Source organism: Hahella sp. CCB-MM4 (assembly GCF_002260525.1).
Classification (GTDB): Bacteria; Pseudomonadota; Gammaproteobacteria; order Pseudomonadales; family Oleiphilaceae; genus Hahella.
In genome coordinates this window covers 1-25,247 of sequence record NZ_MRYI01000019.1, presented here as the reverse complement: position 1 = coordinate 25,247, position 25,247 = coordinate 1, and the positions used below count along the sequence as shown (strand labels likewise).

23 protein-coding genes are annotated in these 25,247 nt (G+C 47.9%); 8 read left to right on the top strand and 15 right to left on the bottom strand.

The features are described 5' to 3' along the window. Positions 1-8: 8 nt before the first annotated feature. The 6 genes from BTA51_RS24235 to BTA51_RS24210 all read left to right on the top strand — a co-directional run bounded on the left by BTA51_RS24235 (position 9) and on the right by BTA51_RS24210 (position 5,914). Complete coding sequence (locus tag BTA51_RS24235) at positions 9-1,286, top strand: O-acetylhomoserine aminocarboxypropyltransferase/cysteine synthase family protein (RefSeq protein ID WP_094711662.1); 1,278 nt, start codon at positions 9-11, stop codon at positions 1,284-1,286. Between the two features lie 16 nt (positions 1,287-1,302). Beyond that, entirely contained in the window at positions 1,303-1,755 is a 453-nt protein-coding gene (locus BTA51_RS24230; protein ID WP_094711661.1) for a DUF1801 domain-containing protein, read from the top strand. 186 nt (positions 1,756-1,941) lie between these two features. Beyond that, positions 1,942-2,574 carry a hypothetical protein gene (locus BTA51_RS24225; RefSeq protein ID WP_094711660.1) on the top strand — a complete coding sequence of 211 codons (633 nt, stop codon included), beginning with the start codon at positions 1,942-1,944 and terminating at the stop codon, positions 2,572-2,574. Positions 2,575-2,816: 242 nt separating this feature from the next. Next, complete coding sequence (locus tag BTA51_RS24220; protein ID WP_094711659.1) at positions 2,817-3,806, top strand: tripartite tricarboxylate transporter substrate binding protein; 990 nt, start codon at positions 2,817-2,819, stop codon at positions 3,804-3,806. Positions 3,807-3,898: 92 nt separating this feature from the next. Next, complete coding sequence (locus BTA51_RS24215) at positions 3,899-4,375, top strand: tripartite tricarboxylate transporter TctB family protein (RefSeq protein ID WP_094711658.1); 477 nt, start codon at positions 3,899-3,901, stop codon at positions 4,373-4,375. Between the two features lie 3 nt (positions 4,376-4,378). Beyond that, positions 4,379-5,914, top strand: coding sequence for a tripartite tricarboxylate transporter permease (locus BTA51_RS24210; protein ID WP_094711657.1), 1,536 nt, complete (start codon positions 4,379-4,381; stop codon positions 5,912-5,914). A gap of 225 nt (positions 5,915-6,139) precedes the next feature. On the opposite strand, the gene BTA51_RS24205 is transcribed toward BTA51_RS24210, so the two are convergent. From BTA51_RS24205 to BTA51_RS24185, 5 genes are all read right to left on the bottom strand, one after another. After that, the gene (locus BTA51_RS24205; RefSeq protein WP_246841173.1) at positions 6,140-6,838 is read right to left on the bottom strand and encodes a hypothetical protein; all 699 of its coding nucleotides are present in this window, start codon (positions 6,836-6,838) and stop codon (positions 6,140-6,142) included. Positions 6,839-7,180: 342 nt separating this feature from the next. Then, on the bottom strand, positions 7,181-8,602 hold the full coding sequence (locus BTA51_RS24200) for an ATP-binding protein (protein WP_246841172.1): 1,422 nt from the start codon (positions 8,600-8,602) through the stop codon (positions 7,181-7,183). Between the two features lie 232 nt (positions 8,603-8,834). Beyond that, complete coding sequence (locus BTA51_RS24195; RefSeq protein WP_094711656.1) at positions 8,835-9,596, bottom strand: response regulator transcription factor; 762 nt, start codon at positions 9,594-9,596, stop codon at positions 8,835-8,837. 179 nt (positions 9,597-9,775) lie between these two features. After that, positions 9,776-10,255, bottom strand: a complete 480-nt coding sequence (locus BTA51_RS24190; protein WP_094711655.1) for a YbhB/YbcL family Raf kinase inhibitor-like protein — start codon at positions 10,253-10,255, stop codon at positions 9,776-9,778. 80 nt (positions 10,256-10,335) lie between these two features. Continuing rightward, positions 10,336-11,073 (bottom strand): dienelactone hydrolase family protein, encoded by a 738-nt coding sequence (locus BTA51_RS24185; protein WP_094711654.1) that lies wholly within the window; start codon positions 11,071-11,073, stop codon positions 10,336-10,338. 243 nt (positions 11,074-11,316) lie between these two features. On the opposite strand from BTA51_RS24185, the gene BTA51_RS24180 reads away from it, so the two are divergent. Then, entirely contained in the window at positions 11,317-12,246 is a 930-nt protein-coding gene (locus BTA51_RS24180; RefSeq protein ID WP_094711653.1) for a sensor domain-containing diguanylate cyclase, read from the top strand. Positions 12,247-12,260: 14 nt separating this feature from the next. Here the strand turns inward: BTA51_RS24180 and BTA51_RS24175 are convergent, their stop codons facing one another. From BTA51_RS24175 to BTA51_RS24165, 3 genes are all read right to left on the bottom strand, one after another. Beyond that, a complete protein-coding gene (locus BTA51_RS24175; RefSeq protein WP_094711748.1) occupies positions 12,261-12,944 on the bottom strand; it encodes a response regulator in 684 nt (227 codons plus the stop codon). A 203-nt stretch (positions 12,945-13,147) separates the two neighbouring features. Continuing rightward, positions 13,148-14,830 carry a sensor histidine kinase gene (locus tag BTA51_RS24170; protein WP_094711652.1) on the bottom strand — a complete coding sequence of 561 codons (1,683 nt, stop codon included), beginning with the start codon at positions 14,828-14,830 and terminating at the stop codon, positions 13,148-13,150. Positions 14,831-15,028: 198 nt separating this feature from the next. After that, positions 15,029-15,772 (bottom strand): tetratricopeptide repeat protein, encoded by a 744-nt coding sequence (locus BTA51_RS24165; RefSeq protein WP_141215670.1) that lies wholly within the window; start codon positions 15,770-15,772, stop codon positions 15,029-15,031. A 156-nt stretch (positions 15,773-15,928) separates the two neighbouring features. Here BTA51_RS24165 and BTA51_RS24160 point away from each other — a divergent pair, with 156 nt between their 5' ends. After that, the gene (locus BTA51_RS24160; RefSeq protein ID WP_141215669.1) at positions 15,929-16,279 is read left to right on the top strand and encodes a tol-pal system YbgF family protein; all 351 of its coding nucleotides are present in this window, start codon (positions 15,929-15,931) and stop codon (positions 16,277-16,279) included. A 104-nt stretch (positions 16,280-16,383) separates the two neighbouring features. Here BTA51_RS24160 and BTA51_RS24155 read toward each other — a convergent pair whose 3' ends face one another. From BTA51_RS24155 to BTA51_RS24125, 7 genes are all read right to left on the bottom strand, one after another. Then, positions 16,384-17,775: a glutamine synthetase family protein gene (locus tag BTA51_RS24155; RefSeq protein WP_094711649.1), complete on the bottom strand. Its 1,392-nt coding sequence runs from the start codon at positions 17,773-17,775 to the stop codon at positions 16,384-16,386. A gap of 348 nt (positions 17,776-18,123) precedes the next feature. Then, complete coding sequence (locus BTA51_RS24150) at positions 18,124-18,570, bottom strand: GIY-YIG nuclease family protein (protein WP_094711648.1); 447 nt, start codon at positions 18,568-18,570, stop codon at positions 18,124-18,126. A gap of 59 nt (positions 18,571-18,629) precedes the next feature. After that, a complete protein-coding gene (locus BTA51_RS24145) occupies positions 18,630-19,634 on the bottom strand; it encodes an endonuclease/exonuclease/phosphatase family protein (RefSeq protein ID WP_094711647.1) in 1,005 nt (334 codons plus the stop codon). Positions 19,635-20,005: 371 nt separating this feature from the next. Next, positions 20,006-20,419: a hypothetical protein gene (locus BTA51_RS24140; RefSeq protein WP_246841171.1), complete on the bottom strand. Its 414-nt coding sequence runs from the start codon at positions 20,417-20,419 to the stop codon at positions 20,006-20,008. Between the two features lie 252 nt (positions 20,420-20,671). Then, positions 20,672-21,148, bottom strand: coding sequence for an SMI1/KNR4 family protein (locus tag BTA51_RS24135; RefSeq protein WP_094711646.1), 477 nt, complete (start codon positions 21,146-21,148; stop codon positions 20,672-20,674). A gap of 107 nt (positions 21,149-21,255) precedes the next feature. Next, positions 21,256-23,238: a galactose oxidase-like domain-containing protein gene (locus BTA51_RS24130; protein ID WP_246841168.1), complete on the bottom strand. Its 1,983-nt coding sequence runs from the start codon at positions 23,236-23,238 to the stop codon at positions 21,256-21,258. A gap of 1,113 nt (positions 23,239-24,351) precedes the next feature. Beyond that, positions 24,352-24,771, bottom strand: a complete 420-nt coding sequence (locus tag BTA51_RS24125) for a nuclear transport factor 2 family protein (protein WP_094711645.1) — start codon at positions 24,769-24,771, stop codon at positions 24,352-24,354. Between the last annotated feature and the right edge of the window lie 476 nt (positions 24,772-25,247).

Sequence of the window (25,247 nt, the reverse complement as noted above, 5' to 3'; positions counted from 1 at the left end):
GAACCATAATGAAAAAAGAAACTATCTGTATTCACGAAGGGTACGAAACAGATCCCACAACCAAATCCTGTGCCGTTCCCATTTACCAGACCGTAGCCTACGAATTCGACAATGCCCAGCACGGTGCAGACCTGTTCAACCTGGCGGTTCCCGGCAATATCTACACCCGTATCATGAACCCCACCTGGGATGTTCTTGAAAAACGCGTGGCTGCCCTCGAAGGCGGTATAGCTGCCCTGGCGGTGTCTGCGGGTAGTGCAGCAATCAACTATGCCATTCTGACCATCGCCGAAGCCGGCGACAATATTGTTACCACTCCGCAGTTATATGGCGGAACCTATACACTGTTTGCCCATATGCTGCCGAAGCAGGGAATCCAGGTCCGTTTTGCCGAATCGGACAGCCCGGAGGCATTGGAAAAACTGATCGACAGCAAAACCAAGGCCGTCTTCTGTGAATCCATCGGTAATCCGGCCGGCAATATTGTTGATATAGAACCCATTGCCACTATGGCCCATCGTCACGGTGTTCCTGTCATTGTGGACAACACAGTAGCAACTCCGGCCCTGCTGAATCCGATTCAGTACGGTGCCGACATTGTCGTGCATTCCCTGACCAAATATATGGGCGGGCACGGCACCACTCTTGGCGGCATTATTGTAGATTCAGGCAAGTTTCCCTGGGCGGATCACAAAGACCGTTTCCCCGTACTGAACGAACCTGAGCCGGCTTACCATGGCGTGGTTTACACCCGGGATTGTGGCGAAGCCGCCTTTATCGCAAGAGCACGTACGGTCCCCCTACGCAACACCGGTTCTTCTCTGTCCCCCATGAGCGCCTTTATGCTGTTACAGGGAATTGAAACCCTACCTCTAAGAATGGAGCGCCATTGTGACAATGCTTTGGCTGTTGCCTCCTATCTGCAACAACACCCACAGGTTGAATGGGTCAAGTTTGCGGGGTTGGAAGGTGACCGTTACTACGAGCTTGCCCAAAAATACTTCCAGGGACGGCCATCCTCCCTGCTGACGTTTGGTATCAAGGGTGGATACGAAGCAGGTGTCAAATTCTACGATGCCCTCAAGATGATCAAGCGGCTGGTCAATATCGGCGACGCCAAAACCCTGGCCTGTCACCCTGCCTCTACCACTCACCGCCAGTTGAACGAAGAAGAGCAGAAAACCGCAGGTGTCAGTCCTGAAATGCTGCGCATCTGTGTGGGTATTGAGCACATTGACGACATCCTTGGGGATATTGCCCAGGCTTTCGAAAGCCTGTCTCAATAACAACGCAGGTGTTGTGATGAAGAATCAGGAGACCTCGACAGGCATAACGCCTCAGGATAGGGAAGTTCGTAAAAAGTTTGCGGACTACCCCGACCACGTCCGCAGTATTTTGCTATCGATAAGGTCCCTGATTCTTGAAACCGCCAGAGAACTGGGGATAGATCAGGTAACTGAAACCCTCAAATGGGGAGAGCCAAGCTATTTTTGCCCTGGTGGCAGCACAGTGAGAATAGACTGGAAAGCTGCCACTCCCGAACGCTATGCCGTCTATTTCCACTGCCAAACCCGACTGGTAGAAACCTTTCGCGAGCTTTATGGCGACCTGTTTGAATATGACGGTCATCGGGCCATTGTGTTCAACTTGGGACAGGTTGTTCCCACTCAAGAGCTGAAACACTGCATTGGTCTTTCACTGCAATACCACCAGCTAAAGCGCTTACCTTTACTCGGAGCCACACCTGTGAGTTGACATTTCGCGGTATTTTGCGGATTTAACTTTCCGCTTTTCGTAGAAACAACTGAAACATCAAAGAAGGATTCATCCTTCTTGCAACATATTTTATGCAAGAGCCACAACCCCAAATAACAAACGACAAGAACTCTGGTCTGATGATGCTATTGATGCATGTGCAAATATGTATGATGAAATTTGAATATGAAGCGAGCAGATTTTATGAAGCATGGTAACTTCGAGGATTTAGAGCCAGAAGTTAGAGAATGGATTAACCAAATTAGAAATGTGTCTGAGGCGCTGTTTCTTCATATGGTGGATTTTGTCGATAAAGGAGTACAGTGTGAATCTGATTATATAAGGATTTATCCCCGTCCATGGGTTGGTGAAAAGAATTTTCTATTTACCTTTTTTAAGGAAATTAAATCTCCAGAAGTTGATAAAGTTACATGTGCTATACCAGAAAACTACATCGATCTTCTTTTGTCTATGAATGGCGCGCATATCTACAGTATGGAGTTGTTTGGTATTGCGAGCAGAATAGGACAAGCCAACCTCATCGATCATTCGAAGTTTCAGGCAAGGGACATATGTTATTCGAATGAACGATTGAAAAGGCAATACGGACTGTCTGATGATTACACGTATTTTGCCGTTAGGCCCTATAGTTTTACTGAAAACGTTGGGTATTTTTTTGATTCAGCCGGAAATATCTCTGCCAGACTTAAGAATGGCAGTGTTGTAGGAAAATGGTCGACTTTGGAGCAGTTCTTTCAGGAAGAACTTGAGAAATCAAAAAGTTATGAGAAAGAGCAAAATAGACTTCATTCACACTAACACATCGTGCTCCGACAGGCGCTAGCATCGGCAATACCCCAAAATCCTCCGACCAGTAGACTCCAGTTATACAGGAGAGCTTTCGTGAACAGTATGAACAGAATAGGCTAAATGCCATTAAAACCTTTTAGTTACAGATTATTCAGTTTCCGAATTGTTGGGCGTAGTGTCGACACTACGGCGTTATTCGTCAGATCCCATACACGTACATAAGTACAAAAACAAAAAAGCGGAGACTGAAAATGAATTTGAAATTCTTCTCTCGTAATTCCCTGTCTGTTGCCGGTGCCCTGGTTCTCGGCGTTGCTTCACTCACCTCTTCTGTAAATGCTTTCGCAGTTGACGAACTCCATATCCTGATTCCCGGCGGAGCTGGCGGTGGTTGGGACGGTACTGCACGTGGCACAGGAGAAGCCCTGACCAAATCCGGTCTGGTAAAGACGGTTTCCTATGAAAATATGTCCGGCGGTGGCGGCGGTAAAGCAATCGCACACCTGATCGAGACGGCGGATCAACAGGATGGCACCATCATGGTCAATTCCACTCCGATTGTTGTCCGTTCCCTGACGAAAGTATTCCCTCAGTCTTTCCGTGATCTTACTCCGATTGCCGGCATCATCGCCGACTATCAGGCTCTGATCGTTACCAATGATTCCAAATACAAATCCTGGACTGACGTGGTTGCGGATCTGAAAAAGAATCCACGCTCCGTTAAGATTGCCGGCGGCTCTTCTAAAGGCAGCCTGGACCACTTGGTTCCCGCCGCTGCAGCCAAGGCCGAAGGAATTGACCCTCGCCAAATTCGTTACATCCCTTACGATGCCGGCGGTAAAGCCATGGCAGCTCTTCTGGGAGGCGAAACAGAACTGCTTTCCACCGGCCTCGGTGAAGCTCTGGAAATGGCCCGTGCCGGCCAGGTCCGTATCCTGGTGACGACAGCCCCTAGCCGGGTGAAAGCGGCACCAGACGTGCCTACCCTGAAAGAACTGGGTAACGGTACCGTATTCGCCAACTGGCGCGGTTACTTTGGCGCCCCCGGCCTTGCCAAAGATAAAGTCAACGAATACGCCGCTGTACTGGCCAAAGTTCAGGATACCAATGAGTGGGAAACTGTACGTGCACGTAACGGCTGGGTAAACGACTACAAAGCTCCAGAGGATTTCTACACTTTCCTCGAACAACAGGAAGAAGAACTGGGCACGCTGATGCGTGAACTCGGATTCCTGCAATAAATCAATAAGGATCAAGGCAGAGCGCGGACATCTCCGACTCTGCCTTCATTACCTCAACCATCCTGTCTGAACACATCCTCTCCGAGGTAGCTATGACCATCTCCAGAGATCAGATTGCCGGGCTTGTGTTTTTAGTCTTCTCTCTAGCTTACGGCTACTACGCCACCGACATCGCGTTGCTGCCGGGAGAAGAGTTCGAACCGATCAATGCCCGTTCCATGCCCTATGTCCTGAGCGCACTGGGCTCCGTTCTATCCTTTTTCTTTGTGCTGGCGTCCTGGCGTTCCGCAGCAACGTTAAAGCCACTGAATCTGCAGCAGTTGGCTTGGAAGCCTGTCCTTGCCCTGCTGGTCGTCATGGTGATCTATGGCCTGATCCTGGACTGGATAGGATTCGTTGTCAGTACGGCATTATTCCTGATCGCCGGTTTTCGGATCATGGGAGAAAGACGTCCCAAGATCCTGTTCGGCGTATCCATTCCATTTGTCGGGGTGTCCTGGTTCTGTCTGACCCAGTTACTGGACATCTATCTGGCACCGGGCAGGCTGTTCAGCCTGTTGGGAGGTTAAATCATGTTAGATGGTATTCTTACCGGTCTCTCCACTGCCACCATGCCGATCAACCTGTTTATGGTATTTATCGGCTGTTTCGTAGGGACGTTCATCGGAATGCTGCCGGGCCTCGGCCCGATTTCGGCCATTGCGCTGATGATCCCCATTACTTATGGCCTCGACCCGGCCTCCGGAATCATCCTGATGGCCGGTGTGTACTATGGCGCAATATTTGGCGGCTCCACGTCTTCCATATTGATCAATGCCCCCGGATGCTCCGGCACCGTGGTCACCGCCTTCGACGGCTACCCTTTGGCCCAGCAGGGACACGCAGGTAAAGCCCTGGCCCTGGCCGCCTATGCTTCATTTACCGGGGGAACAGTGTCCGCCATATTCCTGCTGGTCGCCGCACCGGCACTAGCGTCGGTTTCCCTGAGTTTCCAGTCGGCAGACTACTTTGCCCTGATGGTCCTGGGCCTTAGCGCGGTTGCTGCGTTCTCAGGTAAGGGCAACATACTGAAAGCCTTGCTGATGACCGTTCTCGGCTTAATGATTTCCACCATCGGTACCGATCGCTCTTCCGGTGTCGACCGTTTTACTTTCGGTCGTATGGATCTGGTCGACGGTATCAGCTTCCTGTTACTGGCGATGGCGACCTTCGCTTTAGCCGAGGCGTTGATGTCCATCCTGAAGCCGGATGAAAACGCTGAAGCTGATGAGGATGCCATGAGCAATCTGGGCAGCATGAAGCTCACTAAAGAAGAAGTGAAGGAGGTCGCCCCGGTTATCGCCCGATCTTCCGTGCTCGGCTTCTTTGTGGGGGTTCTTCCCGGTGCAGGTGCCACAATCGCTGCATTTCTCGCCTATGGATTCGAAAGAAATCTGGCCAAAGCCAAAGAGAAACTCAAGTTCGGCATGGGTAGTCTGAAAGGTCTTGCCGCTCCGGAAGCGGCCAACAACGCTGCTTCTTCCGGCTCTTTTGTCCCTCTTCTGACTCTGGGCATTCCCGGATCAGGGACTACCGCCATTATGCTGGGAGCCTTGATATCTTATGGCATTCAACCAGGTCCCAGGCTGTTTCTGGACAACCCTGAAGTATTCTGGTCTGTAATCATTTCCATGTACGTGGGCAATATCGTACTGCTGATTCTGAACTTGCCGTTGATTCCCTATATTTCACGGCTGCTTGCAGTACCCCGCCAGATTCTGGTTCCCATGATCCTACTATTCTCTATCACCGGCGTTTATCTGGTGTCATTCAATAGTGCGGATATTCAGATCATGGTAATCATTACCGTGCTGGCGATTATCTTCCGCCTGCTGGATTTCCCACTGGCTCCATTGCTGTTGGGCTTTATCCTCGGAGGCATGCTGGAGGATAACCTGAGAAGGGCCTTGCTGATCAGCGACGGTAGTTACAGCTTTGTCTGGGAACGCCCGATCACGCTGACCATATTCAGTATTACCGCCTTTGTTCTTGTAGCACCTATTGCCAGCGGCATGTGGAAAAGATATCGCCAGAAAACGCTTGGATACGGCGCTTCCATGCAGGAATAAGCTTATCGTTTATACCAAGTCCCATGCGGTTACCCCCGCGTTGGTTTTGAGGGCATGACCTGAGGTCACGCCCTTTTTTTTATCTCCGTACAAAAACCAGAACTGCCAGAAGCTAAAGCTACTTTGAATCAGAACTGGTAGCACTTAGAACCAGTAGCATTTAGAACTGATAGCACCTGGAGCTGATAGAACCTAGAAACAAATAGCACCTGGAAACGAATAGCCCTAGAACTGATAAGTCACCGCCACTGATAAAAATCCGTAGATATCACCCAGGTCGTCTTCGATTCTCTGTCTCTCGCGCTCCAGATTTTGTGCCGATAACCGGCTGCCCGGATCAGTCGCAGTCAGCTTTACATCAGCATCGCTGAAGGGCGCCATAAACCCAAGCTCAGCCTGGAAAGACAATCCACCCTCTTCCCGAATCCGGTTCCCCCACCCCATACTCAGATAAGGCGCTAAAGACGACTGCTCAATGTCAGCATTCAGTTTCACCCTATCGGCCGATGTCACCGACGTTCCACCAATATTGGCACTCAGATAGTCTTTACTCGTGCCGTTTATGTCATTATCGAAATAGGTTAATCCCGTAGAGAAAAAGAAGTTATCTGTATAGCGCCCGGAGAACGGATACCAGTCAACTCCGCCCTGCAGAGAATAACTACTGATGTCTCCCTTGTAGTCTCTTCCGTTGAGTTCCAAATCATCAATGTCGTTCACATCCAATCCCACCACCAGAAAGCGGAGCTGCAATTGATCACCGTCGGTCAGGCTCCAGTCCTGTTTTTGGGTCAGACTGGCACCGATCCCCTGAGTCCCCAATCGTCCTCCCACACTGTAGTCAGCCCCGTGGGCGAATGATGCCGTCAGGAAAGACGCTGCCAATACGGACCCGGCCAATCTCACATACGCTTTGCTTGTCATCCTCTGTACTCCATGCAGTTTCAAAATGAACACTTGTCACGAGAATGCTAGATCGAGAGACAGGCAAAGTATGTGGCTGGAATGGAACGATCTGTGACGGAAAGGGGACAAAACGACCGGCAATGTGACACTTTTTCTACTGCCATAAAGCCTATTTCAATAGCAGGAAACACGGTTCAATTTCAGGAGGCTTTTTCCAATATCGGGCAACCTATTCCGATACCTGGAAATTTATTCAATATCAGAAAACGTATTCCAATATCAGTAAAAAACGTTTCTCAAGTACTCCGGGGTCAGGAGACTGTGTTTCCCAGGTATTCCGAAACCAGAAAAAGACAGCTTTCAGGGGCTGAGCGGCCATGATACCTCGAACCCGGCTCCTCCCAGACTGGAATCAAATATGCGGAGGCGACCACCATGCCATTGGGCGATCTGGCTGACGATTGCCAATCCCAATCCGTGCCCGGAGCTACTGCCCCTTTCGGGATTGTTCAGTTGGGCAAAAGGTTGCAATATCCGCTCGCGATCTGCCTCCGGAATGCCATGGCCATCATCCTCTACCCTCAGGTAACAGTTTCCAGCCCGCTGATGGAGCGACACCTGAATACGGGCTCTGGCATAACGACAGGCATTACTGAGCATGTTATCCAGTGCCCGGGTCACCGCCCGTGGATCGGCCCAAACAGTGCGTTGCTTCATGGATTCGTCACATACGAACTCACATCTCAACCCACCATTCTCCTCTTCCCGCATTTCCACTTCCTCCCTGATCAGGGCACTCAGATCAGTATGACTGAAGTGATTAATGTCAGCCTGCCTGCTATAACGGGAGTACACCAACAGGTGATCAATGAGATCCTCCAGGACACCGATACTGTTGTTGACGCTTTTACGATAACGGACCCGCTCCTCATCGGTACATTCTTCCGACTCCAGCATTTCAACAGCAAAGCGCAAACGTGCCAGGGGGGTGCGCAGATCATGAGCCACCGCATTGGTTAACTGCTGGTGGGAACGAATGAGCTTCTGAATGCTGTTTGCCATGCTGTTAAAGGAAAGTGCCAGACGGGAAACAATTGAACTCTTCCGAATATCAACTCGTCTTTCCAAATGACCGGTACCAAACTCCTGTGCCGTCAGATCCAGCTTTTTCAGATCCCGCCACAACGGAAACAACCATGACAGCAACGCCAGGGAAATGACCAACAACATTGTCACCACCAGCGTGGTAATCAGGATAAACAGTATATTCGAGGTCGGAAACGTTGGGCCGGCAATCAGAACCGTTCGCGGGTTCCCCATTGCCACATAAAATATCGACGAATCGTTATCCATATCCACCCAGGTATATCCCAGTCGATCGATTTCGGACAGTCTTTCCTGATCCAATGAATGCTCTTCACTGGTAGCCAGTTCTTCCCGGGTCGTCAGCTCTAACGGGAAATCAAATGCTGCCTGCAACTTGGATAGTTGCACCGGCCACTCCGCTTCAGGGAACCTTGCAAAGTAGTCTTTCAGTAGAAACAGCGTCCCACTGGCCGCTCTGGAGGTCTCCTCTCTATCGGTTTCCTCCAGGGCAAGAACGATGGCGTAATCGCTGTCTTTGAATCGACGAATCAAAAAACCGCTGTCATCATCATTGGCAAAAACAAACTCGCCGCCACGCAACTTTTCTGTCTGGCCGAACCGCTCTGACGCCTCCTCCAATGTATCGATTTTCAACTCGTAGCCAAAATGCCGGCCCCATTCGTCTGTCTTCTCCATCCATAGGGATTCAGGTATCTCCTCCAGGCGATCTTCTATCAGGAAAAATGTCCCCTGATCAAGGAAGTGAAGAAGTAAGTGGCAGTCCGTTTCTGAGCCCAGTAAACCGGGTTGTAAGACTCCATGTAGATTGCCAGAACAATTGGCACAAGAATAAACAGAAGAAGGCGAAAAAACGCTCTTAACATGAAAAGTCACCGTCTCCGGACAACACTAGACCACACATCATTGACTAGCCCACGCACAACTGATAGCCCTTGCCACGGACGGTTTTGATCAATTCAGCCGCCTCGGAATCCGTCAACAGTTTCTGTCTCAAACGTGATACCCGGCGATCGATAGAGCGGTCCAATCCATCATAATCAAACCCTCTCAAGGTCTGGAGAATAGTATCGCGATCCACCACTTCGCCAGGTGACTGGGCCAGCAGATGCAGCAGGTCAAACTCGGCGGTGGTCAGGTCAACAGGATATCCATCAAGAAGAACTGAACGATTACGTAAATCGATCGTTAGCGGAGGTACGCTGATAACCCCGGTTTTACTGCTGGTTTGCCCGGCACCAACCGTTGGTGTATGGACCTGTCCCGTGGTCTCCATGGTCAACTGGACCCGACGCAACTGAGCACGAATACGGGTCAGCAACAAGCGCGGCTGCACCGGTTTAATAATATAGTCATCAGCCCCCAGCTCCAGCCCAAGCATCTGGTCCATATCTTCGTCCAGCGCCGTTAGCATCAGGATCAGACCGGAATAAAAAGTACGTGCCTGACGGCATACATCCATGCCAGAAAGCCCGGGGAGCATAACGTCCAGTATCACGAGATCCGGATTTAGCCGGCTGATTTCCCCGACGGCCTCCCGGCCGTCCCGTACGCAGGTCACCTCAAATCCATTTTTATGCAGGTAATCCTGTATCAACGAGGACAGCTCTTCATCATCCTCGACTAACAACAGGTGGTATACCTGATCACAACTGGCATAGGTAGTTTTCATTCAAGCACAAAACTCCACGATGACTGTGGCAAGAGTTTAGGAAAAAAACAGTCTGGGAGATACCCGCATTGGTACCGGTTTGTGACAGTTTGAGACAGGGAAATTGGTTCAGGAAGGCTCTCAAAGTCTCAGGGAGTGCAGGACACTCCCTGATCTATAACGCCGACGATAAATTTTGATCAGTCCCGTTTATACGAACCAATCAACCGGCTCATGCCCAACACATGGGGCTCCACTTCTTTCAGCAATTGCCACATGGTTAAACCTTCGGGGAGCACCGTCGCGGAGTCCAGTGCCAGAACCCAGAAATAATATAGATGGGTGCCATGACCGTTCGGCGGCATCGGTCCACCATAGCCATGCTTGCCAAAGTTATTCGATCCCTGGGTATATTTTTGCACCGCCTCCTCAAGGGCGCTGACATCACCGGGTATGTTATACAGCACCCAATGAACAAAACCATAAGTACCATTGGCCGACACCAACGGTGCATCAGGGTCATGGCAGATCACGGCATAACCCTTTGTCCCCTCAGGAGCCCCACTCCAGCGAATTTCAGGAGAAACGTCTTCGCCTTCCCCGGTAAATTTGCTTGGAATGGTTCCATGGTTCTCAAAAGATGGACTGGTGACCTGCATGGTTGAAGGTGCAAAGCCCATAATTTCACTCCTTTTTCAGTAGCTTGTTAATCATCCATCACTGGCGCTTCTCGTCCTATGATAATGCTTAATATGGAGCATTATCTTGTGACTTCAACTAGAAACGCCGTAAAACGGTTCCAGGATTTCAAATCGGCATCTGCTCGATACCGATCTGAACCATACACGGTAAATGCATGAGGCGCTCCGCTATAGGTAATCATCTCATGCTTTATTCCGGCTTTTTCCAGATCCATGGCCAAAGCAGCAAAGTCTTCCATAGTGATGGCTGTATCCGCTGAGCCGTGCATGATCAGCACCGGTGCAGAGGTTTTGCTGTAATCCTGTCCCTCCGGCGTTGTCAGGCCCCCATGAAATGTGGCGAAGCCTTTCATGGGCCGCCCCGAACGAGCAAGCTCCAATACAGCAGCGCCACCAAAGCAATAGCCCATGGCCACTGCATTGTTGATGTTCCCTCCCTGCCCCCTGGCTGCACTCAGAGCACCTTCCATTAATGCCCGCATTTTGGCTCTATCTTTGTATAACTCTCCGGTATGCTGCCTCCGGTCCTCAACCTTTGTCGGACGCACTCCGGCTCCAAACAGGTCCGCGGCAAACACGCTGTAACCCAGTTTTGCCAGCATATCAGCACGCTGCATTTCATAGTCAGTCAGGCCGTCCCAATCATGCATAAGCAGGATCAGAGGCGCTTGAGGTCCGGCATACGCATAATAGCCTTCGTAGTCCTGCCCATTCACGCTGTATACCACCGTCTTCCCGGCAGCCCAGACGGTTCCTGCAAACAGGATGCTTACTGCCATAATGATGGATTTGGTCATGCTCGATCTCCTTCCCATTCCAGGTATTATTCTTTTCAACAGACTTAGGGGGTGTTGAGCCTAATACGAAAGTAACTTCTGAACTGACCACTTATTCCGGTACGGATTCTCGCTTCATGACCTAATTAGCGCTCATCGCACTGAGCCCAGCTTACAAACCCTCAGTATCTATTCAGTGTTTTGACCTGTGGCTTAATTAGCCTAGTATTAAAGACATCATGGCCCTGAAGCAGGCTCAGTGATATGGCAAGGCTATCTTCACCAAATCCAAAGCAATTGCGGGATTTTATTGAACGAAGCCAGGACGGCTATGCCGTATTCAATCACGAAGATGTTCTCACATATTGCAACTCTCCGTTTGCCGAATTGTTCTGCTACGGCCAGGAGGATGCTATCGGCAAACGCTTTGCCGACCTCTTACGCCATGCCCACTCCCTACAGCAAGGTGTCCGCCTGGACCAGAAGGCGATTGAAGACTTTATCGAGAGTGCCCATCAATTAAGGCGTTCACGAGCATTCCGCATATTTGAAGTGGATATGATAGATGGGCGCTGGTTCCTGTTTTCAGAGCAGTGCAACGAACTGGGTGAAATGCTGGTTCAGGCAAAAGATATCACCAAACAGAAAACTCTGGAGCACTCTCTACAAAATTCGATAGTAGAGCTGAATCGACTCGCACTGACGGATGAGCTCACCAAAGTGGCCAACCGGCGCAGCTTTGTCAGCTCGGTGGATTCCGAACTCAGCCGCTGCCGACGGACAGGAACCTCCATGACAATGGCCCTGTTGGATCTTGATCATTTCAAGGCTATCAACGATACCTATGGGCACCAGGCGGGAGATGCCGCATTACAATATGTGGCACAGCTTATCCGGAACAGCCTTCGTCAGTACGATATTCTCGGCCGTATTGGTGGGGAGGAATTCGCCATTTTTCTCAGCAATACCGATCAGGAAACCGCTTCAAAGATCGCTGACAGAACCCGCCAGGAAATTTTCCAGCATCCGCTTCAGTTCGAAGGGAGCTATATCCAGCTGTCCGCCTCTATTGGCATGGCGACTCACGGCTGTAACGCGACCTTTAACGAGCTTTACACTGAAGCAGACGGAGCACTGTATAAAGCCAAAAGTGGTGGCCGTAACCGGGTGGTAATCGCCACCGGGGTGATCTGATTTATTTATACAGCCTAGCTGACAAGACTATACATTCGCTCTGGACGACCTACGGTGCCATATACCACATCCGCCTGCAATTCATTCGTCGAAACCAGGTATTCCAGGTATCGTCGGGCCGTCGTCCTACTCGCGCCGACTTCCGCCCCCACATGCTCAGCGCTGAACGAAGCTTTAGGTGATTGTTCGAATACTTCGCGTACTTTTTTCAAAGTCAGCTGGTCAATGCCTTTTGGCAACCGCTGGGGTTTGCTAACCCCGCCACTACGCGGCAACAGGTGGTCTACATCCTCTTGTTGAACATTGCTGAGTCCCAAAATTTTACGGTGATGATCACTGTAGCGGTCCAATGCTTCTTTCAGACGTTCAAATACCAACGGCTTCAATATATAGTCGAAGACCCCTCCTCTCAGGGCTTCCTGCACAGCAGAGGCCTCCTTGGAGGCTGTAATCAGAATCACATCAGTTGCCTGATTGTCAGCTCTGAGTCCTCGCAGAAATTCCAATCCATTCCCGCCGGGAAAATGCACATCAAGCAATAGCAAGTCTGGCTTCATCACCTCCACCAGATCCTTGGCCTCATCCAATTGATGAGCGATACCCACCACCTCAAATTCCGGCAACCGTTCCAGGAAACGGCGCTGAATTTCAGCGTTTTGTGGGTCGTCCTCCGCGATTACTACCGTCAGTTTTGTCATGTCAGAGTCTTGGTTCATTAACTATTGCTGTTTATCGATATACTTTTTTACAGGCTCTACGTCTGATACAGGCTCAGGCTGTACTATCTATACTTCAGAAAGCGGGCTCAGGCTGTACTATCTATACTTCAGAAAGCGGGCCCAGGCTGTAGTATCAATAGTTCAGAAAGCAGGCTCAGCCTGTACATATCTACTTCTAATTCTTAAGCAGGCTCGGTCTGGCCGGCCTTATTCTTGGGGATGTAGGCAGTCACCCGCGCCCCGATTTCACCATCTTCGACCACAATATCGCCATTCAGATTGTCCAAAATGGTTTTAACAAGATAGAGGCCTATGCCGTGGCCTTCAATGTTTTTCTGGCTGACACCTTTAACGAATATCTCATCGCGAATCTCAGGGCTGATACCGGATCCATTGTCTTCAATTTCAAAGATCAGGTCATTCCCTAAGTCGGTCATGCTCAAGCGCACTTCACGTGGGGTATCCGGGCGTCTTAATGTGGCTTCAAATGCGTTATCCAGAAGATTCCCCAAAACGGATACAAGTTCATCCCGAGACATGGATTCAGGAACATCCACCATATGGCTTTCCCGGTCAATTTCCAGAGTTAAGCCCAACTCTCTGGCGCGATTGAATTTGCCCAGCAGACAACCGGAAAGCACTGGATCTGGTACCGCTTCAACCAGGAACTGAATCAGGTTTTGATGGGTACTGGTTTCCTGATTGATAAGTTCAATTGCCCGGTCCGGAGCACCAATCTGGATCAATCCGGCAATAGTACTCAGTTTGTTGGAGTATTCATGCGCCTGACAACGCAGCAGATCAGAGTATTCTTCCAGGTGCTGAATCTGGTTGGTGAGTTTATCGATCTCGTCTTTGGCCCGGAAGCTGGACACTACCCCGGCAATTCGTTCACCGATAATGATCGGGATACGGTTGACGATAAACACCCGGTTGTTCCTCACAATTTCCTGGTCATACTGTGGCAGCCCGGTCTGCAGGACATTGGCGATTTCGCCATGGGGCAGCACATCCTTGATCGGCCGGCCTTTACAGATCTGGCTGCGCGGCAGGTCCATGGTATCAATCGCAGCCTTGTTGATTGTCATGATCTCCCCATCGGCATTGATAGCGATGATTCCTTCCCTTACAGATTCCAGGGTGGCATCACGTTCCTGTAACAGGCGTGCGATTTCTTCTGGCTCCAATCCCAGAATCGCGCTTTTTACATAACGGGTGATACCGATAGCCACCCAAATCCCCAGCCCGATGGTCAAAAGGGAGACCACTTCCACGGCAGATTGATAGCGACCAACCGTTTGCTCCACCTGATTGAGCATATACCCGACTGACACCAGACCGATGATATTCCCCTGCTCATCAAACACCGGCGCTTTGCCCCTCATGGATGGCCCCATGCTTCCTACCGCCTTGGACACATAGGATTGACCTTCGACAAGCGCGGGGGCGTTGTCCCCGCCGACCATCCGTTTACCCAACCGATCTTCAAGAGGGTGGGAATATCGAATCCCCTCGGTATCCCCAACCACAATAAAGGCAGCATCGGTCTTCTCCCGAATGTTTTCCACCAGCGGCTGAACGAGGGACAGATCCTGTTTCTGCAATCCTTCAATCACCTGTGGTATCTGCGATACCGTGTGAGCCATCTGCAACGCCCGCCGCCCCATTTGCTCTTCCAGGTTTCTCGCAACAAACTGCAGGGTAAAACCACTCAGCACAACTGATTGAAACAACACCAGAACCACCAGGAATACCATCATCCGGTTCTGCAGTGACAAACGGGAAAAGCGCGACTGAAAAGCCGACGTATACCGGGCAAAAGCCGCCTGTATCCCATGGGGTTTCATAACGTTATTTGTACTCATGCTTCACACCCTCCCGGCATACCAGGCGACCACAATAAACAGTGTCTATATTAGCACGGGAATGCCCCTATACCTTTAATTGGCCAGGGAGTCATATAGAGTGTTCAATATGGAACAAAGCCATTTTCCCAACTCTTAACCAATAGGGCCGAGCTTGTCGAAGCCCTTTTTCTTTCTATTTAGAAGTTATCTCGTACACTATTCATTGGTTCTATCATACAAATCGTTAGCATACTCAAAGTCCATCCTGCTTAGCGCCTCTTGTGAGTATTCCTTGGCCAAGCTAACGTCTCCTACGTCTTCAGCATGTAACCCCAGATTATAGAAAGGCCAGGCGAAATCAGGATCTAAAGCGATCGCATGTTTGTAATATTGAGCAGAACGCTCGCCTTGCCCAAGACAATCAAGCACAACTCCTATGTGATTAATAATAAATGGCTTCTTTAACTCCGGAGCATAGAAAAAGGCTCTCAATAATATGCTCTCCGCTTTCTCATGCTCCAGCTCAAGGGCGTAGCACACTCCCAAAGCAAAGAGCTCTCTCCAGTTAGAGGAGGGATCTTGAGACGAGGTAACTTCCATTGAAGAACCAATATTCAGGAGAAACATGGATTTGATGGCAGCCAAGTCCGGACTATCAGGGAAGCGGCTCAATCCTTCACAGACAAAGTGGTACGACTTTATCAAGGGAATCTTTTTATAGTCCATACCACCACAATAGGCTTTATGGAACATAGCATCGGTTAAACAGGCGTATGCTCTTTCCTGGTCTCGTCCATTTTCAATGAGATATAGGGATATAGCTATCGCCGTATCAAGGTAGTGAGTTTGTCCACGATAGCGATATAAAGACGCTTCCGCCTGCTCAATTGAGCCTCCCATGGTTTCAATGTCCTCACTGAAACAGGACATGAACTTGGAGATAAGGTTGTATATATCCATATTTCTTGCTTTTTCTCCTACAGCACTGTTGGCATCGACTGGAAATAGAAGAAGCAAGAAATTTGCATCCTTGTCACTTATACTCCAGCCTCCATTTTTTATTGCAATAGTTCACGAGAACATAAGGGCCTGTTCACGCTAATTAGAGGGTATAGAATGCGTCGTATTTATGGAGTTATTTTTCTGACACTTCTTTTGGGTCTGAGTGGATGTTCATCGATGGTGAAGGATGGCGCGATGATTCGTGCCAGTAATAACTATTCCGATGGGGACTACGAAGACACCATAGAAATCGTTGAACGATCAATGCATATGTACGATTACAACGATGAAGAAAAATCTCAGCTTCTCTTCTTGAAAGCACTAAGCTTTCAAAAACTAGGGGACGTCCAAACAGCCTATTCAGTATTAAAATACATCACCTACAAATTCCCTGAAACTGAATATGGATTCCGGGCCGCTACGATCTTGGAGTCTGTTAGCCAATCTGCCGACTCATCCATTTAGAGAGATAAATTCCAAGGGTTCAAGCCTTACCAGTCACTCCCATGCAGGGTTGAAAGCGCCCACACAAGGCTTGAACCGATTCTTTAAACTTTCAGTCGTGAGTTTTACACATTCAACAACAAATGCTCACGCTCCCACGGCGAAATTTCCCGGTGAAACTGTCGCAGTTCCTCTTTTTTCACCTCAGCGTATAGCTGGCAGAAGTCCTCACCCAGTGCCTTATGGATCTCTTTCGCTTTGCCAAAGAGACGCAAGGCTTCATTGAACGTCGCCGGGATATATGAATGGGCATCATCCTGGTTCTCGTCCGGCTCTCCTTCTATGGCTGGGCCCGGTTCGATTTTATTGATCATTCCCAGATATCCGCAGACCAGACTGGCAGCAATCGACAGGTAAGGGTTGGTATCAACACCGATAACACGATTTTCCAATCGACGGTCCTGCGCTTCGGAGTTGGGAACCCTTAAGCCTGTGGCGCGGTTATCGTAGCCCCAGGAAATATTGGTGGGGGCACTGGAATTTGTATCCGACTCAAAGCGTCGATATGAGTTTACATTCGGGGCAATGAAAGGCATGACTTCAATCAGATGCTTCTGGGTACCGCCGATAAAGTAACGGAACAGTTCGCTGGCGTTCCCCTGCTCATCAGAGAAGATATTCTTGCCGGTATTGAGATCCACCACACTCTGGTGGACATGCATTGCACTCCCCGGCTGATCACGCATGGGTTTGGCCATAAAGGTGGCAAACATGCCGTTATTGAGCGCCGCTTCCTTGATAATGCGCTTGAAGTAAAAGACCTGATCCGCCAATAGCAATGGATCACCATGGGTCAGGTTGAACTCTACCTGACCAGCCCCGTCTTCCTGAATCACAGAGTCTATGTGCAGACCGGCAGCTTCGGCGTAGTCGTATATGGTATCGATCACCGGACCATATTCATCAATAGCCGACATAGAGTATGACTGCAGTGCAGTACCAGAACGCCCTGTACGACCAACCGGAGGTTCTATCGGTTCATTGGGATCAACATTCGGCTGAGTCAGATAGAACTCAAGCTCAGGTGCAACCACGGGTTTCCAACCCTGTTCCTGATACAAGCCAATAACATGTTTCAGCACATTCCGCGGCGCACAGGAGATCGGCTTGCCATCGCGGTCATAAAGATCATGAATAATCTGCAAAGTGGCCTGTTTCGCCCATGGTACCGCCATCGCCGTTGACATATCCGGCACCAGAACCATATCGCTCTCAGCCCACTGGTTCTTGATATCCATCTCAACATCCTGACCGGTAATGGTCTGATAAAAAATGGAAATCGGCAGAAAGACCGGGTTACTAGGCGAAAACTTGTTCATCGGCATCGCCTTACCGCGGGACATACCGTTTAGATCAGGAACAATACATTCCACTTCATCCAATTTACGGCCGCTGCGATAGGCTTCAAAGGCGGGGGGCAATTCATTTAACCAGGAACGATTATCAGGCTGACTCATGGAAACTCCGAAGGTGACAAAACATAAGTGCAGTGTAATCGAAATATCGGAGGAAGGGTGATTTAGTATTGCTGCGGATTGATTTTATGGCAGACAGATTTGTACCTCATTAGTCCTTTAAGTGCTCAGGACAGGCCTTATCTCATAATGTGACCGTCATATAGGGCTACCCCTTGGCTTAATACCAACTACCAAGCTATACCAATGAACTCTACAAAGTTAGCTTTTTGCAATATTTATTCACTAGCTCAGTATATTTTACATCAACGTAAGAATGTATATTTTCCTTCATCAACAGATTTTTAGGTCATAACGCCACCAAAGTTAAATTATTCATTATATACTCCCCTAAACTACAAGCTTGCGTTTACAGTTACCGCACTTGAGGGAAAGTTGTAATGCATACTTTGGCAATTTATTTTTCTTACGACACTGACGACATATAATCGTAACCTTTTCATTACTAGCTATTTTTTCGTTGTACTCTAAATTCTCATTTATAAAATACACGACCTGGTTTACTTTAGCCTTAGCTTCAACAAGTGAAAGCTTAAAAAATTCTCGGTATTCGTTTATTCGATATTCCTTTAGACGTTCATGAATTAACCTTTCAGCTTCATGGCAATCTTTGACTAAGCGCTGATGGACAATATCAAATGGCTCTGGTATCCCCGACGATTTCTCATAAAGCTCCCAGGCTCTAATTTCTGGCCTCCGAGTAGTTTTACCAATCTTATAGACACCTTCTGAAAAGGTACTATTAGCCAAAATGTACAGAAATCCCTTCTTTTTCAATTATTACCGTACCTCGTCTGAGACTCATTTCAGCTAACTATAATATAGTTCTCAGGAACCTATGCTATTTCAATGGATTGAGGACGATGATCACTCGGATATTTTTGTCGGTCGACTGCCGTGTTATCGACCTGGGCATTAAATGCCACATGCTCAATACCACCATCTGTCAGGCTAGAAAATAACCCAGGCGATACAAGGATATGATCGAGCAGAATTTTTCGATCTACAACTAGATCAACGAAGTCATCAAATATTACCGTGTAATTATCGCCAGCTTGAACTCTGTCTATAAAACCATGTCTCATCATGTATTGAGGCCTAAATGGATTTCCTGCGAGCATCGCAACCAAGTTGTGCGTTAAAAAATGGCGCTCAAAGTAGTCTGAACCTGGACCATCATTGAAGTCGCCACATACTACGATAGAGCGATTTTGATCTTGCTCTAATAACACATTTAGATATTCACGAACTCTCATTGCTTCAGCAGAAATACGACGACGAGCCAATAAGGCCTTGCTTATAAACTCCTGACGCTGAGCTGAATCAGACCATAGCCGTTCACCGTTATGTACATACTTTGACTTCAAGTGCACGTTAATAACCCGAATTTCCCGCCCATCTGTGAGCGTCACGTCCACTACCAAAGGCTCTCGGGTAAATTCATATTCATCCAAATGCTGATCACCATTGATATCTACAGCCCATGGCTCATCAAATGGAACGAAGGGATTTTGAGTGGCACGATTTACGGCCTGAACAGTTCCGCCTCTTTTGACTAGAACATACATTTTTTGCTGACCAGAACCGGAGGGACCGAATATTTCATATGCCCCATTCAAGTAATCATTAATAAATAACTCAGCTTCTGAATATCGAGAGGGGCCTTCTTGGATACACAGCACATCTGGATCAATCGATTCGATCACATTGGCCACTCGGGTAGCAAGCGCATTAATATCACTTACCCCCCTAATCTCGGCACTTTTTCTCCATGCAGGATTCTGAGAGTCTGGAGAAAACCAGTGATTCATCCATTCAACATTCCAGTTTGTCAGTTTCATATTCCTTTCCTCCTTCTAACTTAGATTCCCTCAGTTTGTTATAGCCAAAACATTTTCAATTGACCAACAATTTGACAACCAAACGTAATGTACCTGTGACATTCCTGAGTACTGATAGCATGTCGAGAACTTAGACTGCAGGTATTATATGTAAGCATACCTGTAGGTAAAATTTAGTATATCCCTATGTAAAAGCAGCCTTAATTTCATTGTCGGAAATATGTATCCCGCTTCCACTCTTTGCCAATTAACATCATGCATTAAAGCCATAGATCATAATACTTTACAACCAACATAAATATTTATGTGCCTCTAAATTTAACGGTTTTGGCAGTGCAGTGCGATTATATAGTCGCATTATTTTTATCACTTCAGATTAACTGAATAACTGACATCAGAACAAGCACAACATGTGGAAACGCAATTGTCGGCCTGGCTGCCTGTCGTAAATACTCCATCACGAGCCCAACAGTTCCGGGCCGTGTTTTTAGATATTCACTGTTAAACTGGTATGCCTTTGCGTCACTCTCGTTTTGCAACCCGGCTTCCAGCTGCAACAGACGGGTTTCGATACGGGACTGGAAGGTTTTCCATATCGCATCCTGAAGCCACATTACCAACAGGAGAGCAATAACAAACACACTAATATGCTGAGTCAGATAAGCGCCACTCAGTATTGCCACATTCGCCAACTTGATGATCAACGAGTATTTCTCGTAACTGTCAAACTGGTTCTGAAGTAGCATCCATTCATTTGCTTTATCTTGTGAATTCAAACTGTTCACTTACAACGCCTCACCAGAAGTAATTTCTTTGCTAAAAAACGGTCAACATAGCCCAGACCCCAATCTGGGCTATGTTATTAATGCGAGGGTTAACAGGCAAGCTATGAAAGGTCGGCTAGCATGGAAAAGCATCACTCGCCTAATGCCCCCTGTATTACATGAGGCCTGAGTCGGCCTGGCAACGGACGATAAAATCAAAAATTCATAGCAAGAATAATGCATTCCACATTAGCTAGTTAGAACATCCCTAATTTAGTCAATATTGATCTCTACTGCTTGAGTTAGATAAGAAATTAAATATTTCAGAAAGCTATCGTACAAAGGATGTTCTTCAAACTTACGTTGAAAGACGTTGTAGTCAAGAACAGGACTGGAGACTTGAGCTTCTTCCGTGAGAGACACGCACAGACAATAATCTCCCGAATGATATTCAACAACGGCGAAGCCTATTGGAAGCCCAAAAAACTTTCTGCATTCTTCCGTATCACCAACGATTGTTCCGTTACTTTCTTCTTCTGCATCGTTGTCATAGATTCCTGAAATAGATTCATCGTTTAGAAAAACCTGGCCGTATTTACCGAGGAAAGTCACAACCTCTACTGGTAATTTACCGCCTAATTTCCTTTCTACCTGCATGATCGTTTCAGGCGATGCTGGACCACCTAATTCTATATCAGAAATTGTCTTCAGTTCGTTGATAAGCTCATCAACAGGTTTCCATGCTTTCATAAATAGTTCCCTCTTTAAAATATGTTAAAGGCCAGTAACCCTGGCCTTTTGGTTCATCTCTCAATGAATTCAATATTGACGATTCGCTCCGTCAGGAACTCATCAAATCAATTTTCCAGCTTCACCATTTTCGCTTCTGAGGGCACGCCATTCTCGTTAAGGGCGAACAGCATATAGTATCCCGGAGGCGCAATGTTTGAGTTTAATGGTGTGGTCAGTCGGTAGTAGTCATTGCCCAAGTCATTCATATCCAATTCGATACGTCGTTGATCGGTATTGGAAGAGTGGGTGACCGCAGACAAACGGATTAGTGATACAGAGCTGATGGCCTGTTCAGAGCGGATATCGAAAATTTTGTTATACCCAATTTTTCCGTTATATCCAGCAGGCCCCGAGTTGACGAGGGACACTTCCGGGCGTTCGCCTTTAAACAGGTATGGTGGACTGTAAATTTCCGCTGTGGTGTAGTTGAAATCACAATCGCCACAGGCACCACCACCAGCGACCCAGATTCTTCCGTCTGGAAGCAGGACTGCAGTTGAGTGGTAGTTCCTTGGTTCCTGCTGCTGCACAACGTCCATCCATTCATCTTTCACCGGGTCGTATATTTCCGGCGTATATACCGCTTCGCTGGTATCGAACAGGTGACTGTCCCGGGAACCGCCCACAGTGAAGACATTACCGTCCGGCATCACTACCGAGTTGGCATAATACCTCCCATGATGCATGTTCTCCTTGCGAACAGACACACCGGTTTTCAGGTCGATTTCATAGACAGAGTAAAGCGAGGGGAATGTGTCAATTTCGCCCTTTTCATCACTATAGTCTTCGACACCAAATGCAGCGTTCCCGCCCATTAGCAACACCTTATCGGCACTGTACTGGACATTCGTTGCTCCCTGAATGTATTTCGGTCCATCTTGGCGGCCGGTGTTAGTCAACGTAGAGCTGCCCTCTCCTTCTACAGTGTGGCGCACGAAGTTCTTATATGGCGCGTATTCCAGAATACTGCCGTCGTGCATGATAGCGAGTTTGCGGTAGTATTGCGCACGAGCTATGCCATAATCCGAGTTCCCAATATTCTGAAAATATTGAGAGTTTTGTGCGCCGATATCCATTGTTCCGGTCAGGAGTTTGAATTCCCGGGTAATAGGATTCCAGATTTCACCAATCTGTTCCATGTTGGAGTGCTTGGGATCACCATCTCCATCCCCACCAACAGTAAATACAGAACCATCCCCCAGGATAACAGCGCTGTTATACCAACGCGGTATCACAAGATTGCTTTCCCTAACCCACTCGTTAGCTTCTGCATCATAGGAAACCACATAGTCTCGTTTGGACTGGTCTCCTCCGCCCCCCATTATCAATAGGGAACCATCCCGGTCCATCACCGTAGCTGGACAAAACATCTCATAAGTATCTTTCACCACATAATGAGAAAGTCCATCGTCTTCTCCTTTGGGGTTGAAGGTTCCAGTGTAGGTAATGTCGTCGCCATGGAAACTGATCGGCGTAGAGCCAGACCAGAACAACAACTGCCCGTTAGGCAGAATCGCTGATGCTATAGCCACCAGGCCAAGCTCGAAGGTATCACTCCATTCCCCGACCAACGTTTTGGCAGCCGGTTTGAAGTCGAGCTTCTCGTTATCGCCTGTTGTACAGCCGAACTGAATCAGCTTCGCCCCTGCTGTGAGTCTGTTGCCCGCGATATTCAGGCAGAGCCCGGTCCCGACTTCAGTTATCCTATAACCATCCCTCAATGGCGCTATATTCAACGGCTTTGTGACCGAACAGTCGCCCAGCTTGACGTCTGCCCCACTCGCACCAGGAACATTAAGGCAATATTCCTGCTCCCCGACATTCGTCACCAGGCGGTAACTTCCATCAGGGTTCTGTTGCGAATTCCACAACAGCGACTCGGCAGAACAAGCCTGTTGAACCACCCCCATTGCCTCGGTTTTCTGAAAACAGAGCCCACTGTCTTTTCCGGCAAGATTAAACAAACCTACCGGTATTTCAGCGAACGCCATTTGAGAGGTCACGGCAATGCCTGTGCCTACTATGATTTCACGTATTTTCACGTGCATAACTCCCTACAATTACCTTAATAGTTTTCTCATGCCGCTTAGTATTTTTGTTAGTAAACATGAGAATCTTTTAGAGAACCGGACTGAGAATTGGTTCAATTTTTTCGATTTAAACAATCGAAATTTTTGAACCATTTGAAGGTGGGGAGTTTTTTAGGGGGTCTCTTTTGAATGGGTCGCCGGTTGAAAATACTGTTACATGACACAGACCACTTGAACTGCCCGAAACAACTCATAGGAACTGAGGTTGATTTTTTGGGCAAGTGACCTTATCCGAAAGATTAGCTCGCCCCTCTCGGATATATCCTCGTCGAGGAAACTAAAGCAAAGAACAATAGGGAATCATTCTATGGCGAAAAAAGGGAGCTATGTAAGTAATCCAGCAATTGATTAATGCAACGACAAAACTTGAATCATTAAAAAGTTCAATCTGGTTGTATTAGACTTTATGCAGCCCTTAAAATGACTGGCTTGGTTCGAATCTTAATTGCTCGATGATAATTGAAAGCTAATGGATTCGATGCCTTAGTTAACCGATACAATCTGCGGCTAATTTGAGAAGGATTTTCCCTTTATAACGTCTGACTTCCACTCTCTTTATAGATATGTATCACTACAATAGAACATTTATTGACAATCACATGTGAAAATTCATGAATAAATACATTAAGATTTTATTGGCATATAGCCTGCTCTCCTCACCATTGGCAAACTCCACTCAGATAGAGAACGTTACTGTAAAAACGGTATTAGCACAGAACTATTTAAATTTGGCATGTGTTTATCTAAATGAAGCAATTCCAAACAAAGCTAGCTGTAACACTCTTGATAGACTGTGCACCTCTCTAAACACAGAAGCCGGCAAGGGGATTCTAAGTGTTGCACTAACAGCCCATAGTAACCAAAAAAGAGTCTCCTTTGCGGTAGAAGATAGCTGTAACACAGAAGCATCTTCTCAGGATATAAAGTGGATCATGATACATAACTGACTTTTAGCCTAAAAACGGGCAATTGCGAATATCCCCCTATATACGGGGGATACCTATACTCCTTTCTTATCAAGAGCGGTGAAGTTGAAAAAGTTCAACTCCGCCGTCAACAACCATATAAACTTCACTCCCGAGCCGCCCCAAGCACCTTAGCCGTGTCATAAATCTCAAAAAACTCCACAATCTTCGAATTCTTCATCCGGATAACATCGACTTTGGGGGTGTCCACCCGCTTCCTCGTTCTGCGATTGACCCAACCGGTGTTGCCAATCGCGACGATGCGGTCGTCCTGGGCAACGAATTCATCTACTTTGTAGTAAAGCATTTCCCATTCGTTGGCCAGAACCTCGAAATAGTCGAGTAATTCCCTTTTGGAAGTACAGGCTTTGGTGAATTCCATACCGGGAGCACCTTCAGCCATAGATCTAAAGTGGACATTGTCGTCCATCAGCTCCATCCATTTCTCAAAGGCTTTTTCGCGGTTGTCGTTCCAGTAGCGGTAGGCTTCGTCGAGTAGCGCAACATTGTTTTTTTCAGTGCTCATGATTCCATCCTCACTGAAGGGTGGGTATAGGAAGTTAGATAGGATATACGACGTATGGCGCTTAGAGCCTTGTTGAACGAAGTCACGGCTAGAAAGCAACTTCACGGTTTACAACCTGACACTATCGACCATACTCCTCCTGAGTATCTATTGTTCTATAGACAAGAATCCCACCTTCCGCAAAGGTCGATTAGTGATAAACAGCTATTCATTGATTCCCTTTCCTGGCAAAGGCCGACTCCACCTTTCCTAGTACTGTTTTCTAAAACAACAGGAGCAGTGAAGCCAGCAAGGCGACACAGGGCTGCCTCATGCCTTCCAATCTATTCACGAGGCTGTCTGGAACTAAGGAGAGTCTGAATAACCCCAAAATTCTGAGGTAATTGATACTCTCGACGAAAATGGTCGAAGATACAGATTGTTTTTCCGGCCATTTTGGATCTCACACCCCTCGCAGGGCCTCATCTGGGCCCATC

Excerpts from the sequence above, each read along its gene's own strand:
- BTA51_RS24235 (WP_094711662.1), top strand. The coding sequence starts at position 9 with ATGAAAAAAGAAACTATCTGTATTCACGAAGGGTACGAAACAGATCCC.
- BTA51_RS24230 (WP_094711661.1), top strand. The coding sequence starts at position 1,303 with ATGAAGAATCAGGAGACCTCGACAGGCATAACGCCTCAGGATAGGGAA.
- BTA51_RS24225 (WP_094711660.1), top strand. The coding sequence starts at position 1,942 with ATGAAGCGAGCAGATTTTATGAAGCATGGTAACTTCGAGGATTTAGAG.
- BTA51_RS24220 (WP_094711659.1), top strand. The coding sequence starts at position 2,817 with ATGAATTTGAAATTCTTCTCTCGTAATTCCCTGTCTGTTGCCGGTGCC.
- BTA51_RS24215 (WP_094711658.1), top strand. The coding sequence starts at position 3,899 with ATGACCATCTCCAGAGATCAGATTGCCGGGCTTGTGTTTTTAGTCTTC.
- BTA51_RS24210 (WP_094711657.1), top strand. The coding sequence starts at position 4,379 with ATGTTAGATGGTATTCTTACCGGTCTCTCCACTGCCACCATGCCGATC.
- BTA51_RS24205 (WP_246841173.1), bottom strand. The coding sequence starts at position 6,838 with ATGACAAGCAAAGCGTATGTGAGATTGGCCGGGTCCGTATTGGCAGCG.
- BTA51_RS24200 (WP_246841172.1), bottom strand. The coding sequence starts at position 8,602 with ATGGAGAAGACAGACGAATGGGGCCGGCATTTTGGCTACGAGTTGAAA.
- BTA51_RS24195 (WP_094711656.1), bottom strand. The coding sequence starts at position 9,596 with ATGAAAACTACCTATGCCAGTTGTGATCAGGTATACCACCTGTTGTTA.
- BTA51_RS24190 (WP_094711655.1), bottom strand. The coding sequence starts at position 10,255 with ATGGGCTTTGCACCTTCAACCATGCAGGTCACCAGTCCATCTTTTGAG.
- BTA51_RS24185 (WP_094711654.1), bottom strand. The coding sequence starts at position 11,073 with ATGACCAAATCCATCATTATGGCAGTAAGCATCCTGTTTGCAGGAACC.
- BTA51_RS24180 (WP_094711653.1), top strand. The coding sequence starts at position 11,317 with ATGGCAAGGCTATCTTCACCAAATCCAAAGCAATTGCGGGATTTTATT.
- BTA51_RS24175 (WP_094711748.1), bottom strand. The coding sequence starts at position 12,944 with ATGACAAAACTGACGGTAGTAATCGCGGAGGACGACCCACAAAACGCT.
- BTA51_RS24170 (WP_094711652.1), bottom strand. The coding sequence starts at position 14,830 with ATGAGTACAAATAACGTTATGAAACCCCATGGGATACAGGCGGCTTTT.
- BTA51_RS24165 (WP_141215670.1), bottom strand. The coding sequence starts at position 15,772 with ATGGATATATACAACCTTATCTCCAAGTTCATGTCCTGTTTCAGTGAG.
- BTA51_RS24160 (WP_141215669.1), top strand. The coding sequence starts at position 15,929 with ATGCGTCGTATTTATGGAGTTATTTTTCTGACACTTCTTTTGGGTCTG.
- BTA51_RS24155 (WP_094711649.1), bottom strand. The coding sequence starts at position 17,775 with ATGAGTCAGCCTGATAATCGTTCCTGGTTAAATGAATTGCCCCCCGCC.
- BTA51_RS24145 (WP_094711647.1), bottom strand. The coding sequence starts at position 19,634 with ATGAAACTGACAAACTGGAATGTTGAATGGATGAATCACTGGTTTTCT.
- BTA51_RS24135 (WP_094711646.1), bottom strand. The coding sequence starts at position 21,148 with ATGAAAGCATGGAAACCTGTTGATGAGCTTATCAACGAACTGAAGACA.
- BTA51_RS24130 (WP_246841168.1), bottom strand. The coding sequence starts at position 23,238 with ATGCACGTGAAAATACGTGAAATCATAGTAGGCACAGGCATTGCCGTG.
- BTA51_RS24125 (WP_094711645.1), bottom strand. The coding sequence starts at position 24,771 with ATGAGCACTGAAAAAAACAATGTTGCGCTACTCGACGAAGCCTACCGC.